Annotated in this window: 16 protein-coding genes; 6 read left to right on the top strand and 10 right to left on the bottom strand. The window is 62.4% G+C overall.

Annotation, left to right across the window (positions count from 1 at the left end; genetic code table 11):
* Positions 1 to 40: 40 nt before the first annotated feature.
* Both O7A70_RS13225 and O7A70_RS13220 read right to left on the bottom strand, forming a co-directional pair.
* Positions 41 to 1330, bottom strand: coding sequence for an ABC transporter substrate-binding protein (locus tag O7A70_RS13225; protein WP_337140714.1), 1290 nt, complete (start codon positions 1328 to 1330; stop codon positions 41 to 43).
* Positions 1331 to 1364: 34 nt separating this feature from the next.
* Positions 1365 to 2453, bottom strand: a complete 1089-nt coding sequence (locus tag O7A70_RS13220; protein WP_337140713.1) for an ABC transporter ATP-binding protein — start codon at positions 2451 to 2453, stop codon at positions 1365 to 1367.
* Between the two features lie 264 nt (positions 2454 to 2717).
* Between O7A70_RS13220 and O7A70_RS13215 the strand changes: the two genes are divergently transcribed.
* The 3 genes from O7A70_RS13215 (at position 2718) to O7A70_RS13205 (ending at position 4356) form a co-directional block, all read left to right on the top strand.
* Entirely contained in the window at positions 2718 to 3431 is a 714-nt protein-coding gene (locus tag O7A70_RS13215; protein WP_337140712.1) for a GntR family transcriptional regulator, read from the top strand.
* A gap of 122 nt (positions 3432 to 3553) precedes the next feature.
* Positions 3554 to 3685: a hypothetical protein gene (locus O7A70_RS13210; protein ID WP_337140711.1), complete on the top strand. Its 132-nt coding sequence runs from the start codon at positions 3554 to 3556 to the stop codon at positions 3683 to 3685.
* A 131-nt stretch (positions 3686 to 3816) separates the two neighbouring features.
* Positions 3817 to 4356: a GNAT family N-acetyltransferase gene (locus tag O7A70_RS13205; RefSeq protein WP_337140710.1), complete on the top strand. Its 540-nt coding sequence runs from the start codon at positions 3817 to 3819 to the stop codon at positions 4354 to 4356.
* Positions 4357 to 4417: 61 nt separating this feature from the next.
* On the opposite strand, the gene O7A70_RS13200 is transcribed toward O7A70_RS13205, so the two are convergent.
* Positions 4418 to 4633: a DUF2842 domain-containing protein gene (locus O7A70_RS13200; protein ID WP_027143610.1), complete on the bottom strand. Its 216-nt coding sequence runs from the start codon at positions 4631 to 4633 to the stop codon at positions 4418 to 4420.
* Between the two features lie 153 nt (positions 4634 to 4786).
* On the opposite strand from O7A70_RS13200, the gene O7A70_RS13195 reads away from it, so the two are divergent.
* Entirely contained in the window at positions 4787 to 5878 is a 1092-nt protein-coding gene (locus O7A70_RS13195; RefSeq protein ID WP_337140709.1) for a COX15/CtaA family protein, read from the top strand.
* Positions 5879 to 6007: 129 nt separating this feature from the next.
* On the opposite strand, the gene O7A70_RS13190 is transcribed toward O7A70_RS13195, so the two are convergent.
* The 3 genes from O7A70_RS13190 to speB are packed head-to-tail and all read right to left on the bottom strand — an operon-like array spanning position 6008 to position 8803.
* Positions 6008 to 6850 (bottom strand): aminoglycoside phosphotransferase family protein, encoded by an 843-nt coding sequence (locus O7A70_RS13190; protein ID WP_337140708.1) that lies wholly within the window; start codon positions 6848 to 6850, stop codon positions 6008 to 6010.
* Positions 6847 to 7773, bottom strand: coding sequence for an N-acetyl-gamma-glutamyl-phosphate reductase (gene argC, locus O7A70_RS13185; RefSeq protein WP_337140707.1), 927 nt, complete (start codon positions 7771 to 7773; stop codon positions 6847 to 6849). Before argC ends, O7A70_RS13190 begins: the two co-directional genes overlap by 4 nt.
* A gap of 22 nt (positions 7774 to 7795) precedes the next feature.
* Positions 7796 to 8803: an agmatinase gene (gene speB, locus O7A70_RS13180; protein WP_027143614.1), complete on the bottom strand. Its 1008-nt coding sequence runs from the start codon at positions 8801 to 8803 to the stop codon at positions 7796 to 7798.
* A 123-nt stretch (positions 8804 to 8926) separates the two neighbouring features.
* Between speB and O7A70_RS13175 the strand changes: the two genes are divergently transcribed.
* Positions 8927 to 9241, top strand: coding sequence for an acyltransferase family protein (locus tag O7A70_RS13175; RefSeq protein WP_337140706.1), 315 nt, complete (start codon positions 8927 to 8929; stop codon positions 9239 to 9241).
* Here the strand turns inward: O7A70_RS13175 and O7A70_RS13170 are convergent.
* A complete protein-coding gene (locus tag O7A70_RS13170) occupies positions 9226 to 10035 on the bottom strand; it encodes a hypothetical protein (RefSeq protein ID WP_337140705.1) in 810 nt (269 codons plus the stop codon). The two genes, O7A70_RS13175 and O7A70_RS13170, sit on opposite strands and share 16 nt — an antisense overlap.
* Before the next feature lie 174 nt (positions 10036 to 10209).
* Between O7A70_RS13170 and O7A70_RS13165 the strand changes: the two genes are divergently transcribed.
* Positions 10210 to 11268: a glycerophosphodiester phosphodiesterase family protein gene (locus O7A70_RS13165; RefSeq protein WP_337140704.1), complete on the top strand. Its 1059-nt coding sequence runs from the start codon at positions 10210 to 10212 to the stop codon at positions 11266 to 11268.
* Positions 11269 to 11428: 160 nt separating this feature from the next.
* Here the strand turns inward: O7A70_RS13165 and rpsI are convergent, their stop codons facing one another.
* From rpsI to O7A70_RS13150, 3 genes are all read right to left on the bottom strand, one after another.
* Complete coding sequence (gene rpsI, locus O7A70_RS13160) at positions 11429 to 11911, bottom strand: 30S ribosomal protein S9 (RefSeq protein WP_010915637.1); 483 nt, start codon at positions 11909 to 11911, stop codon at positions 11429 to 11431.
* Between the two features lies 1 nt (position 11912).
* Complete coding sequence (gene rplM, locus O7A70_RS13155; RefSeq protein ID WP_010915638.1) at positions 11913 to 12377, bottom strand: 50S ribosomal protein L13; 465 nt, start codon at positions 12375 to 12377, stop codon at positions 11913 to 11915.
* A 215-nt stretch (positions 12378 to 12592) separates the two neighbouring features.
* Positions 12593 to 13057, bottom strand: a complete 465-nt coding sequence (locus O7A70_RS13150; RefSeq protein ID WP_027143617.1) for a PaaI family thioesterase — start codon at positions 13055 to 13057, stop codon at positions 12593 to 12595.
* Positions 13058 to 13177 lie beyond the last annotated feature (120 nt).

Below are 13177 nucleotides of genomic sequence, written 5' to 3'. Positions count from 1 at the left end.
CAAAGGGGAGAAGGGGTAGAGGAGGGCGCTTGTTGTTCGCTTACGCCGCGATGAACTCGTTCCAGCGCTTCACCATGTAGCGGTCCTCGTCCATGACCGAGTTCCAGCAGGCGACCTTGCCCATGCGCTCTTCGAAGGAGCCGCCGTCGCGCACGGCGCCGGCTTTCTCCATGACTGTGCCGTCCGGCGCCTTGATCTCGCCCTTGGCCGGCTTGCCCTCGATCCAGTAGCCCCACTCGTCGTCGGACATGAACTTCTTGGCCGAGACCATGTTGGCCGAGTAGTAGCCCTGGCGGTTGAGGTATCCGCCGACCCAGCCCGACGTGTACCAGTTGATGTATTCATAGGCCGCATCGAGCTCAGCCCCCTTGAGATGGGCGGCGAGGCCAAGGCCGCCGCCCCATGAGCGATAGCCTTCCTTGAGCGGCTGGAAGCGGCAGGCGATGCCCTTGGAGCGCACGGCGGCGACGGCCGGCGACCACATCGACTGGATGACGACCTCGCCCGATGCCATCAGGTTGACGCTCTCGTCGAAGGATTTCCAGAAGGCACGGAACTGGCCGGCTTGCTTGGCCTTGATCAGGAAATCGATCGTCTTGTCGATCTCGTCCTTGGTCATGTTACCCTTGTCGGCATATTTGATGTTGCCGGTAGCTTCCATGATCATCGCCGCGTCCATGATGCCGATGGACGGGATGTTGAGGATCGCGGTCTTGCCCTTGAAGGCCGGGTCCATGATGTCGGCCCAGGTGGTGATGTCGCGACCGACGAGGTCGGGGCGGATGCCAAGCGTGTCGGCGTTGTAGATGGTCGGCACCATGGTGAACCAGTTGGTCGGTGCCTTGGCGAAGGTCTTGCTGTCTTGCGCCTCGACGTAACCAACGGTGTGCGGCGCGGTACCTTGGGCAATCACACTGTCGGGTGTGAGCTTGCCGGTTTTGAACAGCGGCACCAACTCGTCGTAATATTTCAGCTTGCTGACGTCCATCGGCTGCAGCACGCCGCTCGGGAACACCTTCTTGCAGATCCAATATTCGATGTCGGCGATGTCGTAACTGTCGGGCTGGGTCACGGCGCGCTGGGCGGCGGCGTCGGAATCGGTCGCGGTCATCTCCAGCGTGATGCCGAGGTCGGCCTTGCACTTGTCGGCGATGGCGTTGAGATTCGACACGCCGGTGCCGAACTGGCGCAGCGTGATATTGGACTGCGCCCAGATGGTCGGAAAGCCTGTGATGACGCCCGAGCCGGCGGCGAGGCCGACGGCGGCGGCGCCTGTCTTGAGCAGCGAGCGGCGCGAAATGCCGGTCTTGGTTTTCGATGTGTTTGTCATGCCTATTCCCCTGTCTTGTTTTGCTTTGTTGAATTCATGAATGAAGATGGCCGAGGACGATCGCATCCGCGGAATCCCAGGCAAGCGGAACGGCGTCGCCGATGGCCACGGGCCGGGCAAAGAAGTTGGAATCGTCGATGATGACGGTGAAGTCGTCGATGCCGGCTCCGTTGATCGACATTTTCACCGTGGCGCCGCGATATTCGATGTTGGCTACGATACCGGTGAAGCCGAGGCCGGGCGCGGGCGCGTCGCCGATGCGCACATGATCGGTGCGGATGGCGATGTCGATCGGCGCGCCCGGCTCTCGGCCGTGACCGCGGGCGGCGAGCGAGCCGCCGCCAATGACGTCGAAGACGACCATGCCGTCACGTGCGCCGGTGACCCGGCCGGAGATGACATTGTGATCACCCATGAAGCGCGCGACGAAGGCCGTGGCCGGACGTTCGAACACGTCGCGCGGAGGTGCCGCCTGTTCAATGCGGCCGTCATTCATCACCACGATCAGGTCCGCCAAGGCCATGGCCTCCTCCTGGCTGTGGGTGACGTGGACGAAGGTGATGCCGAGCGAGGTCTGCAGTTTCTTCAGCTCGGCGCGCATGCGGATCTTCAGGAACGGGTCGAGCGCCGACAGCGGCTCGTCGAGCAGCAGCGCTTCCGGATCGGTGATCAAAGCCCGGGCGAGCGCCACGCGCTGCTGCTGGCCGCCGGAAAGCTGCGCGGGCCGGCGCGTCGCATAGGCCTCCATCTGCATCAGTTTCAGCATGTCGAGCGCCTTGGCGCGGCGCTGTTCTTTGTCGATGCCCTTCATCTTCAGGCTGAAGGCGACATTGTCGATGAGGTCCAGATGCGGGAACAGTGCATAGGATTGGAACATCATTGCCGTGCCGCGCTTTGCCGGTGGCAGGTCGGTGACAACAGTGTTGCCGAGCCGGACGTCGCCAGACGAGATGCTTTCGTGACCGGCGATCATGCGCAGCGTCGAGGTCTTGCCGCAGCCGGAGGGGCCGAGCAGGCAGCAATAGGTGCCTGCCGGTATCTTCAGGCTGATGTCCTCGACGGCGGTCGTCGTTCCATAGATTTTCGAAACGGACACGATGTCGATCTCGGCGGCTTTGGACATTCAGGCTTCCCCGTTTGGTCGCACTGAACAAAGCATCATGCGTGCCAACCCGGAGGTGACCGGCCAAGCACTTGAATTGTCTCAAAGATCCGGAGTCTTGCCCGCTGCCTATCTCTGAGGCTGCTTTGTGCGTTGCACAAATTGTGGGCTACTGCGCGCAATTTTGGCAAAAATCGTATGCAATCTTTTTTGGCTTCGTGTGCACTTTGCCTCTCGTGAACAGGCGACGAGTCGCGCTAGAAGAGGGCGGGAACCATCGTCGCCATGAACGTCACCGATCAGATCTATTCCGCCGCCGATAGCGCCAACCAGGATCGCGCTCAGGCGATCCGCGACAATCTGCGCGACGCCATTGTCGACCGGAGGCTGGCGCCGGGCACCAAGCTGTCGGAAGGCGAGGTCGGTACGCTGTTCGACGTGTCGCGCACCGTCGCTCGCGCGGCGCTGCAGATGCTGTCCTTCGAAGGGCTGGTGCGCACCGAGCGCAATCGCGGCGCCTTCGTCGCCAATCCATCACCCGAGGAAGCGCGCCAGGTGTTCGCGTCGCGCCGGCTGATCGAGCCGGGCATTGCAACCGCCGCCTCCGAACGGGTCACAGCCGCCGACATTGTCGCCTTCAGGGCACAACTCGACGAGGAGGGCCGCTTCATCGCCGAGCGCGGTCCGACGGCGCGGCGTTCCGAAATCAAGGCGTCAGGCGATTTCCATCTGCTGCTCGCTTCGGTCGCCGGCAATGCCATCCTGCAGCGCTTCATGGAGGAACTGGTTGCGCGCTCGTCGCTTGTCATCGCACTTTACGGACGGTCTGGCGTGTCGGCCTGCGGCCACAGTGAGCACACAGGCATTGTCGGCGCGCTGGAAAGCGGCGATTCCGGGCTGGTGAGCCGCTTGATGTTGCACCACATCGACCACATCGAGGCTGATCTCGATCTGCGCGTCAGGGCAGGCCCAGCGCTCCGCGAGGCTCTCAATTTCTGACAGCTAGTGTTCGTCGTCCATGGAAAGGGGGCCGCCTGTCCGGCGCCGCGAAGTGTGCTTTGCGCGCGACGCCGGCTATGCCTCCGCCGTGACCACCCGCCACGGCGTGCCGCGCGCCGAACATGCCGGCTTCCTGCAGGCCTTGCTATATTTCGGTCAATGGCCGCTACCAGAGCCTGGCCCGCATCCGCACCATGCTGTCGGGCGTGACGCCGCCGCTCGCCAATGCCGGCAAGATGCTTGTCACGACCTAAAAGCAGTTCCAGGAGATTGCGCTGCGGTTTTCCTTCTGGAATTGCGGGGATCTATCAACTGACTATCGCAGGATGACCGCTACGAATGGGAGCCATTCGACAAGTGGGCGCGAGCATCTTAGTTTTTTGCAATGACAGCCGATCTTCCCGAGCTCCGAAGCGCTCGTCTCATTCTTCGTAGACCAATACCCCAAGATGTGGAGACGCGGCTCGCGCTTGGACGGCATCGCGAGATTGTTGAAGCCTACGGGGGGACATTCGACCCAAACGCAACCTTTACCCGGGGCGACGCCGAAGCGGCCATTCGCTTCATTGAGCAACAGAATTGTGCCTGGGTGATCGATGCGGGTAGCTTTGTCGGTCACGTCCGCCTCCACAACATAGACCGGCAGGACAAGAGGGCAACCTTGGCCATCGGCATCGACAACTTGGCATATCTTGGCAAGGGATATGGTGCCGAGGCCATTAAGCTCGTCCTCGGCTATGCCTTCGGCCGTGGTCTGCACCGCGTGGCCCTGCGGGTGTTGTCGAGCAATTCCCGTGCTATCGCCTGCTATCGCAAGTGTGGATTTGTGGAGGAGGGACGCGAGCGCGAAGCCGCACTCGTCAATGGGGCGTGGCAGGACGACATTGTTATGGGGGTACTGGACAGAGAATTCGACCCGTCCTGACGGACTGTGCCCGAGCGCACTCGACTGCGTCGGAGGAATTGAGTTTTGATCCCAAGGCGCTTCAGCGCTTGGCCCGTGGCTCCAGCATCAGCCACTTGATGATGCCCATCGCCGGCAGCACCCAGAGCAGGCCGCTGAGCAGGAAGAACAGGAATTGCACCAGCGCGCCCGATTCCGACAGGCGGGCGACCGCGAAGATCGAGGCGACCAGTGCGTAGATGATGACCAGCGCCAACAGCAGGAACATTCCGATCAGTTTTTTCAGTCGAATGGGCATGGCTTGGCCTCGTTGATGGCTATCGCTTAGGCCGAACGCGAGGCACGCGCAACCCGCGACACCGGGCGCGACGGCGTGCCGCGCTGTGCGGTCTTGCCAGCAGGAGTGCGATGGTTCACCAATCCGCGACATTCAACCTGCCGGGATATATCCATGGCCGCCATCACTGCCGCCGCGCCCTATCAGGCCCGCGACCGCGACCTCTATAACCGGGCACTCGTACGCGGCTGGCTGTACGTCGTGCTCCTGGTGCTGTTCGCGCTGGTGCTGGTTGGCGGCGCCACGCGGTTGACTGAATCCGGCCTGTCGATCACCGAATGGCAGCCGATCCATGGCGTCATCCCGCCGCTCAACGACGCCGAGTGGCAGGAGGAATTCCAGCGCTATCAGCAGATCCCGCAATACACCGAGCTCAACAAGGGCATGAGCGTCGAAGCGTTCAAGTCGATCTTCTGGTGGGAATGGGCACATCGCCTGCTGGCGCGCAGCGTCGGCCTGGTCTTCGCCCTGCCGCTGCTGGTCTTCTGGGCGGCGCGCCGTATCGAGCGCGGCCTTGGGCCGAAACTGGTCGGCATTCTGTTTCTCGGCGGGCTGCAGGGAGCCATCGGCTGGTGGATGGTGGCCTCCGGCCTTGTCGACCGGGTGTCGGTGAGCCAGTACAGGCTGGCGACGCATCTCACGCTGGCGGCACTGATCTTCACCGCGACCATGGTCGTTGCGCGAGGACTGGCGCCGCATTCCGAGCCCGCGGCCGATCGCTCGACGCAGCGTCTGGCCGGCTTCATCGTGCTTCTGGCGCTGATCCAGATTTATCTCGGCGGCCTGGTCGCCGGTCTCGACGCCGGCATGAGCTACAACACCTGGCCGCTGATGGACGGCAGGATCATTCCAGGCGATCTGCTCATCCTCGAGCCGGCGTGGCGCAACTTCTTCGAGAACCCGAAAACCGTGCAGTTCATTCACCGGCTGGGTGCCTATACGGTCTTCGCCGTCGCGCTCTGGTACATGATCGTCACGCATCGGCGGCTGCCCGGCTCAACGCATGCGCGACGCGCGACACTGTTGTTTGTTCTGGTGCTGGTCCAGGCTTCGATCGGTATCGGTACGCTGTTGATGCAGTTGCCCCTGCATATGGCCCTGACCCATCAGGCCTTTGCGCTTGTCGTGCTGGGCTTTGCCGCCGCGCACTGGCGCGGCACCAAGGGCGCTTATCCCTTGCCCAACGAGGTTGCCGTCGGACGCTGAGTGCGGCCAATCACATCCAGAATTCACTCGACTGCGTCGCCCTGAGCATGACAAATCCTTGGTGAGGGAGCCAGGGCAGGTCCGTAACCGATCATGGTCAACAAGCGCTCGCTTGGGCTCTTCCCCGGGTCAGAAACGCGCCCGCACTGCCCGGATCGCCGCGGCGATCGACAGTTCGCGGTTCTCCTCGACCGCATTGCCGTCCTCATGATGCCAGGACGCGGACAGACAACCATAGGCGATGGCATGGTCCAGTATCGCTGCCGGCGATTGCCGCAGCGTCCGTGCGAACACTTCGGCCATATGCGCGATCCGCTCCGGGGCGAGGCAAAGTGCGTCGCGGTCGAGCGGGTTGTAGAACATATTGGCGGCATCAAAGCCGGGATCACCGAGCACGCCCTTCGGATCGATCACCAGCCACCCGCGCGGTCCCCGCAGGATGTTTTCGTGATGCAGGTCGCCATGCAGCGGCCTGATGTCATGCGGATTGGCCAGCAGTCGATCCGCGATGGCGCCAGCCTCGACATAGAGGCTGTCATCGCCGGTGTCACGATCGGTTGCGGCTTTCTTGAAGAGGCTGGCGAACCGCTCCCTGAGCGGCTGAAGCTCGGACGGGTAGGGGTGATCAGATGGCGAAAACAATTTCGCCATCACATCCGCCGCGATGGCGGTCGCTGCATTGTCGCCTTGTTCGTCGAGAACCTGTGACAGAAGTGTGTCCCCGCCATATTCGAGCAGCATGGAATGCCCGTCGCGGCCGAGAAGCCGGACCGCGCCTTCGCCGCGCCGCCAGGCAAGGAAATGCTCGCCGCGCAACTCGTCGGCAACGTCGTCGAACGGCTTCAGCGCCTTCACAATGGCTGGTGAGCCGTCCTCGAGCCGCACCTTCCAGATGCGGCTCGAAAAGGTCTCGGCAATGAGTTCGGGTTCGCTGACTTTCCAGCGCGGTGGAAAGGCCGGCGCGTTCATCACAGACCGAGCATCAGGTCCATGTTCTGGACGGCAGCACCGGAAGCACCCTTGCCGAGATTGTCGTAGACCGCCAGCAGCAGCGCCTGAGCTCTGCTGTCGTTGGCAAAGACATAGACCTTCATGCGGTTGGTGCCGTTGTAGACCTCCGGATCGATGTCAGGCACGCGCTCCAGATGCGCATAGGGAGCCACCTCGACCACACCGCCCTTGATCGCGGCGAAATGGTCCGCAATGGCGGCGTGAAGTTCGGCACCTGTCGGTACGAGGTCGAGGCCACCGAGTTGCAACGGCACAACCGTGATCATGCCTTGCGCGAAATTGCCCACCGCCGGCTGCATGATCGGATCGTGCGACAGCTTCGCATAGGCCTTCAATTCCGGCACGTGCTTGTGCTGCAGGGTCAGGCCATAGGGCAGGAACTCCGAGGCGTCCTCGCCCTTGGCGACGTAGTCCTCGATCATCGGGCGCCCGCCACCCGAATAACCCGTAATGCCGTTGACCGAGATCGGGAAATTGGCCGGCAGCAGGCCTGCGGCGACCAGTGGCCTGAGCGTCGCGATCGGCCCCTGCGGCCAGCAGCCGGGATTGGCGACGCGCTTGGCCGTGGCGATCTTCTTCGCCTGCTCCTTGTCCAATTCGGCGAAGCCATATTCCCAGCCTTCGGCCACGCGATGCGCCGTCGATGCATCGATGACCTTGGTTGTGTCGTTGGCGATCAGCGAGACGCTTTCCTTGGCCGCATCGTCGGGCAAGCACAGGATCGCGATATCGGCGGCGTTGAGGAATTCGGCGCGCGCGGCCGTTTCCTTGCGGCGCTCGACCGGAATGGAAATGATCTCCAGATCGCCGCGCTCGGCAAGCAGCGCCCGGATCTGGAGGCCGGTGGTGCCGTGCTCGCCGTCGATGAAGATTTTCGGTTTCATTGCTGATCAAATTCCCTGAGGACTATATGCCGTTGCCATGATTGACCGCGGCGCCATTGTGGTCGCCGCTGTTCAGTTCATCGAGCCGGGCCTTTCGCTCTGCCAGCAGGCCGAGATACTGCATGGCCACCATCGAACCGGCGATCGCCGTTATATCGGCGTGATCATAGGCCGGCGCAACCTCCACGACATCGGCACCGACAATATCGACCTGGTTGAGCTGACGCAGAGTCGAAAGGATCTTCGCTGACGACGGCCCCCCAGAAACCGGCGTGCCGGTTCCCGGCGCATAGGCCGGATCGAGGCAGTCGATGTCGAAGGTCAGATAGGTCTTCCTGCCCCCGGTGCGATCAACGATGGCGTAGGCGATGTCGGAGGCGCGCATTTCCTCGATTTCATGACCATGCAGGATCTTGATGCCGAACGTGTCGGGCGCATGGGTGCGGATGCCGATCTGGATCGAGCGGTCGGGATCGATGATGCCTTCCTTGACCGCGCGGCCGACGAAGGACCCATGATCGATGCGCTTGCCGTCATCGGGCCATGTGTCCTGGTGGGCGTCGAACTGTACCAAGGCGAGCGGCCCGTGGATGGCGGCGTGCGCCTTGAGCAGCGGCCAGGTGACGAAATGGTCGCCGCCGAGCGTCAGCAGGAAGGCGCCGGATTTCAGGATCTTGGCCGCCTCGCGCTCGATCGTGCCGGGCGTCTTCTGATGGTTTCCCGAGTCGAGCAGGCAGTCGCCATAATCGACCACGGCGAGGTGCTCGAACAGATCGCGTGAAAACGGGTATTGCGGGTCGTTGTCGAGGATCGCCGAGGCGCGGCGGATCGCCTGCGGCCCGAACCGGGCACCCGGCCGGTTGGTGACGGCGGCGTCGAAGGGAATGCCCCACACCACCGCATCCGCGCCCCTCACGTCCTTGGTGTATTTACGCCGCATGAAAGACAGCGCGCCGGAATAGGTCGGCTCAAGGGCGCCACCCGTTTTGGAGCGGGTGGTGAAGGCATGGTCGATGTTCTTGGTCGCCATTACTGGTCCTCGTTTTCATCGGGGTGCAACAACTACAAAACCGGCATGGAAGATGCCAGTCACAGCTTGGGGAGACGAAACCGTGCCGCCCGGATGCCACGGCAAGACAGGATTTGTATCATCATGACGCAGACCGCGTTTCTTAATCCGTCGGATGCCGTGGTGTCGACCCACGCCGGCACGATCGCCGGCGATCGCTTCCAGGTTCTCGATTCGTGGCGCGGCATCTGCGCGTTGCTGGTGACGCTGTTTCATTTCCCGACCTCCTCGGCGATCTCGCAGAGCAGCTTTATCGGTTCGTCCTATCTTTTCGTCGATTTCTTCTTTGTCCTTTCCGGCTTTGTCATCGCCTCGAGCTATGCCAATCGGCTGGGCCGGCCGGGAGAGGTTACCCGCTTTGCGCTGGTCCGTTTCGGCCGCATCTACCGCATCTGGTAATGCTTGCCGCCTTTGCCGCCTTCGAGCTGTTGCGGCAGGTGCTGCCGCAATTGCATGGCACGGGGGCAGCTCCCTTCACCTGCGGCTTCGATCTCGGGAGCTTGGCTGCCAATCTCCTTTTGCTGCAAGGTGTCGGCTTTGAGGATCGGTTGACGTGGAACGCGCCAAGCTGGAGCATTTCGGCCGGGTTTTTTGCCTGTCTCCTGTTTGCCGGCGTGGTCTTCGTCGCCGGCGCGCGCGCCTGGATATGGTTTGTCGCCGCCGCCGTCACCGCGCCGCTGTTCCTGCTCGGCTTCTCCACGCATCATATGGATGTGTCCTATGATTTCGGCTTCATCCGCTGCCTCTACGGCTTCTCGCTCGGCGCCCTGCTGGCCTGGTTTCAGCATGATTCCATTGCAGGGGCGCGACAGGTTTTGCTCGCAAACGGCCCGCGGATGAGCTGGACTCTTGCCGAAATCGTCATGGTGGCCGTCATCGTTCTCTTTGTCTCGCTGGCGGGCGACAACGACGCCGGCATTGCCGCGCCCCTGGTGTTCGCCCTGGCGCTGTTTCTCTTCGCCCATGAAGGCGGCTGGATCAGCGCGTTGCTCAGGACGTCGTTCATGTCGACGCTCGGCGCGCTGTCCTATTCGATCTACATGGTCCACATCTTCGTTCAGGCGCGCCTGATCAATGTCGCCGGGCTCGTCGAGCGCAAACTCGGCCTCGGCTTGATTGGCGACATAGTACTGCGTGGCGAGCCCGCGACCGGCTTTGGCCGGATGGACAGGGACTGTGGCGATCGTCGTCATGCTCGCCGCCACCATCGCCCTGTCGTGGGTCACATCGCGCCTGGTCGAAATGCCTGCAATGGCTTGGTTCCGCCGGCTGTCGAAGCGCATCTGACGCGCTTTAGCCGGCTTCGTTCACCTGGATGTCACCGATGTCGCCTATCCCCGGCTCGATCCGGCAAGGAGCGATTCTCGATGCGGACGATCTGGCTGAGCCTTCTGCTTTCCACCGCGCTGGCGGCCGCCTCCGGTCAGGCCTTCGCCGGCGAAACTCGCGCCAGGCAGATCCTCGACCGCTTCGAACATGCCAACCAGTGGCGCGACCATGTCATGGTGGCTGCCCATCGCGCCGGCAGCATGCAGGCCGGCAAGACGCTCTATGCGGAAAACTCGCTTGCCGCCGTGGAAGGCTCGATCGCGATCGGCGCCGAAATCGTCGAGGTCGATATCCGGCGCTCGAAGGACGGCGAGTTCATCGTCATGCATGACAGCTGGCTGGACCGCACGACCACCTGCAAGGGAGAGGTCCTCAACTACACGCTGGCCGAACTGAAGAGATGCCGGCTGGTGATCGAGGGCACCCATGCCGTTACCAACGAGACCGTCTCGACGTTGCGCGAGATGCTGATGGCGACAAGGGACAGGATCCTCATCAATCTCGACAACAAGCTCGAAGTCGGCGACCTCCCGGGCATGATCGCGGTGGCTCGGGATCTCGGTATGGCCGAGCAAGTCATCGTCAAGGAAAACCTGTGGAACCAAGACAGGATCACCACGGTGAGGGCCGCCATGGCCGCGGCAGGCGATGGCTTCCAGTTCATGCCGATCATCGCCGATGACGCGGTGCATGATGCCGGCTTCGCCTCGACGGTCGACCATGCTTTCGCACCGCGCGCGATCGAGCTGATCAACTGGCGGGCGGGCGCCGAGACGTTGACCGAAACCGGCGGATCGCTGTTCAGCACCCGCATGCGCGCCGAGGCGGTGAGGGGCGACTGGCATATCTGGGCCGACACCTACGCCATCGTCAACAAACCGGGCGGCTTCCTCGCTGGCGGCCGTGGTGATGAACTGGCGGTCCAGGCCAGCCTGCCGCGCGAAGCCTGGGGCTTCTGGGCCGATCGCGGCGCCACCATCATCCAGACTGACGAGCCGAAGGCCGCGGTCGGCTGGCTGGCGGCGAATGGTTATCGCGTGTCTTATGCCGAGGACAAGCTGCCGACAGAACCGGCGCATACAGCCAGCATCAATTAGGAGTGGCGGATGAAGCTGCCGCTCTCCCTCTCCCGTGAGAGTTGCCCGGCAGGTCGGAGGGGCGCTGTCCCGCAATTTGTCGATCACTCGAATCTGTAGCCCCGAAAGCAAAAAAAGGCCGCCCGGAGGCGGCCTTTTTCGATATCGGAGTTCGGAACGCCTAGCGCTTCGAGAACTGGAAGGAGCGACGGGCCTTGGCCTTGCCGTACTTCTTGCGCTCGACGACGCGGCTGTCGCGGGTCAGGAAGCCGCCCTTCTTGAGCACGGCGCGCAGCGCCGGCTCGTAGTAGGTCAGCGCCTTGGAGATGCCGTGACGCACGGCACCGGCCTGGCCGGACAAGCCGCCGCCGACGACGGTGGCGACGATGTCGTACTGGCCCGAACGGTTGGAGGCGATGATCGGCTGGTTGAGGATCATCTGCAGGACCGGACGCGCGAAATAGGTCGCGAATTCCTTGTCATTGACGACGATCTTGCCGGAACCCGGCTTCACCCAGACGCGCGCGATGGCGTTCTTGCGCTTGCCGGTGGCATAGGCGCGGCCCGACTTGTCGAGCTTCTGGACGTGGACGGGAGCCGCGGCCTGCGTGTTCGTGTTGCCGGTGGCGGCGCCCAGTTCTGCGAGCGAGGAAAGCTCAGCCATCTTATGCGACCTTCTTGTTCTTGGAATTCAGCTTGGCCACGTCGAGAACTTCTGGCTGCTGGGCGACATGCGGATGCTCCGCGCCTGCATAAACGCGCAGGTTCTTCATCTGGCGACGGCCGAGCGGACCACGCGGAACCATGCGCTCAACGGCCTTCTCGACGACACGCTCGGGGAAACGGCCCTCGAGCAGCTGGCGCGCGGTGCGCTCCTTGATGCCGCCGGGGTGGCCGGTGTGCCAGTAATAGACCTTGTCGGTGAACTTCTTGCCGGTGAACACCACCTTGTCGGCATTGATGACGATGACATTGTCGCCGTCGTCGACATGCGGGGTGAAGGTCGGCTTGTGCTTGCCGCGAAGATGATTGGCGATGACAGTGGCAAGACGGCCGACGACGAGACCCTCGGCGTCGATCAGGATCCACTTCTTCACCACATCCGCAGGCTTCTGCGAAAAGGTTGTCATGTTTTCTGCTCTCGGTTTTGACCTTCAGGAGGGAAGGCGTTTCTTGTTGCTTGGATTGGCGAAAGACGTTTGTCCCCAGCCAATAACAAAACGGCGGCCTTTGCGGGCCGCTGCTTCGTGAGGGCTTATAGGCGAGCGGAGTGACCGCGTCAAGGCAGCGGGAAAGTCCTATTGTACAGAAAATGCTGTAGAAACAATAGGTTGGTCTAAAGGTATTATTTTACCACATCAGTGGCGCGCTGCGGCGGGATCGAATAGGTACCCGTGGCATGCGCGATTGTGTGTCCATCCGGGCCGGCGACGATGTCGATGTCGAACACCATCAGGCTCTTTCCCAGCTTCAGGATGCGGCAATGACCATCGATCGGACCGGCCTCGGCCTTGCGTACGAAGTTGATGTCGAGGTTGACGGTAACAGAAAGCGCGTCCGGCCCGGCGTGGGAAAGCACACAGACATATCCGCCAATGTCGGCCAGCGTGAACAGCGATGGACCGGATACAGTTCCGCCAGGACGCAGGTGCCGCTCGCCAGCGTTGAGCCGCACAATGCAGCCGCCTGGGAACACGTCGATTGCCTCGTAATATTTGAACTGTTCGTTGAGTTGCGGATAGACGGTCTCCATCAGCACATTGACTTGCGCTGCGGTCAGCACGGGCTTGAGATTGTTCTGGGCGGGCATGTCGGCCTCTCGTTTTGCGCCAAGCCTGTATGAACGCAGCGCGGCATTTCTGGCAACACCTTCATCCTCGGCGCAAGCGATCCTGGCGCAAGCAATGGGTGTTGGACGAAAGCCGATCCG

The organism is Mesorhizobium sp. Cs1299R1N1 (assembly GCF_037179655.1).
GTDB lineage: Bacteria > Pseudomonadota > Alphaproteobacteria > Rhizobiales > Rhizobiaceae > Mesorhizobium > Mesorhizobium salmacidum.
The sequence above is the reverse complement of the archived record's forward strand: the minus strand, read 5'-3'. Positions and strand labels throughout refer to the sequence as shown.

What these genes read in the sequence shown, in the direction of transcription:
- O7A70_RS13170 (WP_337140705.1), bottom strand. Translation starts at nt 10,035, where the DNA reads ATGACGACGATCGCCACAGTCCCTGTCCATCCGGCCAAAGCCGGTCGC.
- speB (WP_027143614.1), bottom strand. Translation starts at nt 8,803, where the DNA reads ATGGCGACCAAGAACATCGACCATGCCTTCACCACCCGCTCCAAAACG.
- O7A70_RS13200 (WP_027143610.1), bottom strand. Translation starts at nt 4,633, where the DNA reads ATGCCCATTCGACTGAAAAAACTGATCGGAATGTTCCTGCTGTTGGCG.
- O7A70_RS13220 (WP_337140713.1), bottom strand. Translation starts at nt 2,453, where the DNA reads ATGTCCAAAGCCGCCGAGATCGACATCGTGTCCGTTTCGAAAATCTAT.
- argC (WP_337140707.1), bottom strand. Translation starts at nt 7,773, where the DNA reads ATGAAACCGAAAATCTTCATCGACGGCGAGCACGGCACCACCGGCCTC.
- O7A70_RS13215 (WP_337140712.1), top strand. Translation starts at nt 2,718, where the DNA reads ATGAACGTCACCGATCAGATCTATTCCGCCGCCGATAGCGCCAACCAG.
- O7A70_RS13150 (WP_027143617.1), bottom strand. Translation starts at nt 13,057, where the DNA reads ATGCCCGCCCAGAACAATCTCAAGCCCGTGCTGACCGCAGCGCAAGTC.
- O7A70_RS13175 (WP_337140706.1), top strand. Translation starts at nt 8,927, where the DNA reads ATGACGCAGACCGCGTTTCTTAATCCGTCGGATGCCGTGGTGTCGACC.
- O7A70_RS13165 (WP_337140704.1), top strand. Translation starts at nt 10,210, where the DNA reads ATGCGGACGATCTGGCTGAGCCTTCTGCTTTCCACCGCGCTGGCGGCC.
- O7A70_RS13225 (WP_337140714.1), bottom strand. Translation starts at nt 1,330, where the DNA reads ATGACAAACACATCGAAAACCAAGACCGGCATTTCGCGCCGCTCGCTG.
- rplM (WP_010915638.1), bottom strand. Translation starts at nt 12,377, where the DNA reads ATGACAACCTTTTCGCAGAAGCCTGCGGATGTGGTGAAGAAGTGGATC.
- rpsI (WP_010915637.1), bottom strand. Translation starts at nt 11,911, where the DNA reads ATGGCTGAGCTTTCCTCGCTCGCAGAACTGGGCGCCGCCACCGGCAAC.
- O7A70_RS13210 (WP_337140711.1), top strand. Translation starts at nt 3,554, where the DNA reads ATGCCGGCTTCCTGCAGGCCTTGCTATATTTCGGTCAATGGCCGCTAC.
- O7A70_RS13195 (WP_337140709.1), top strand. Translation starts at nt 4,787, where the DNA reads ATGGCCGCCATCACTGCCGCCGCGCCCTATCAGGCCCGCGACCGCGAC.
- O7A70_RS13205 (WP_337140710.1), top strand. Translation starts at nt 3,817, where the DNA reads ATGACAGCCGATCTTCCCGAGCTCCGAAGCGCTCGTCTCATTCTTCGT.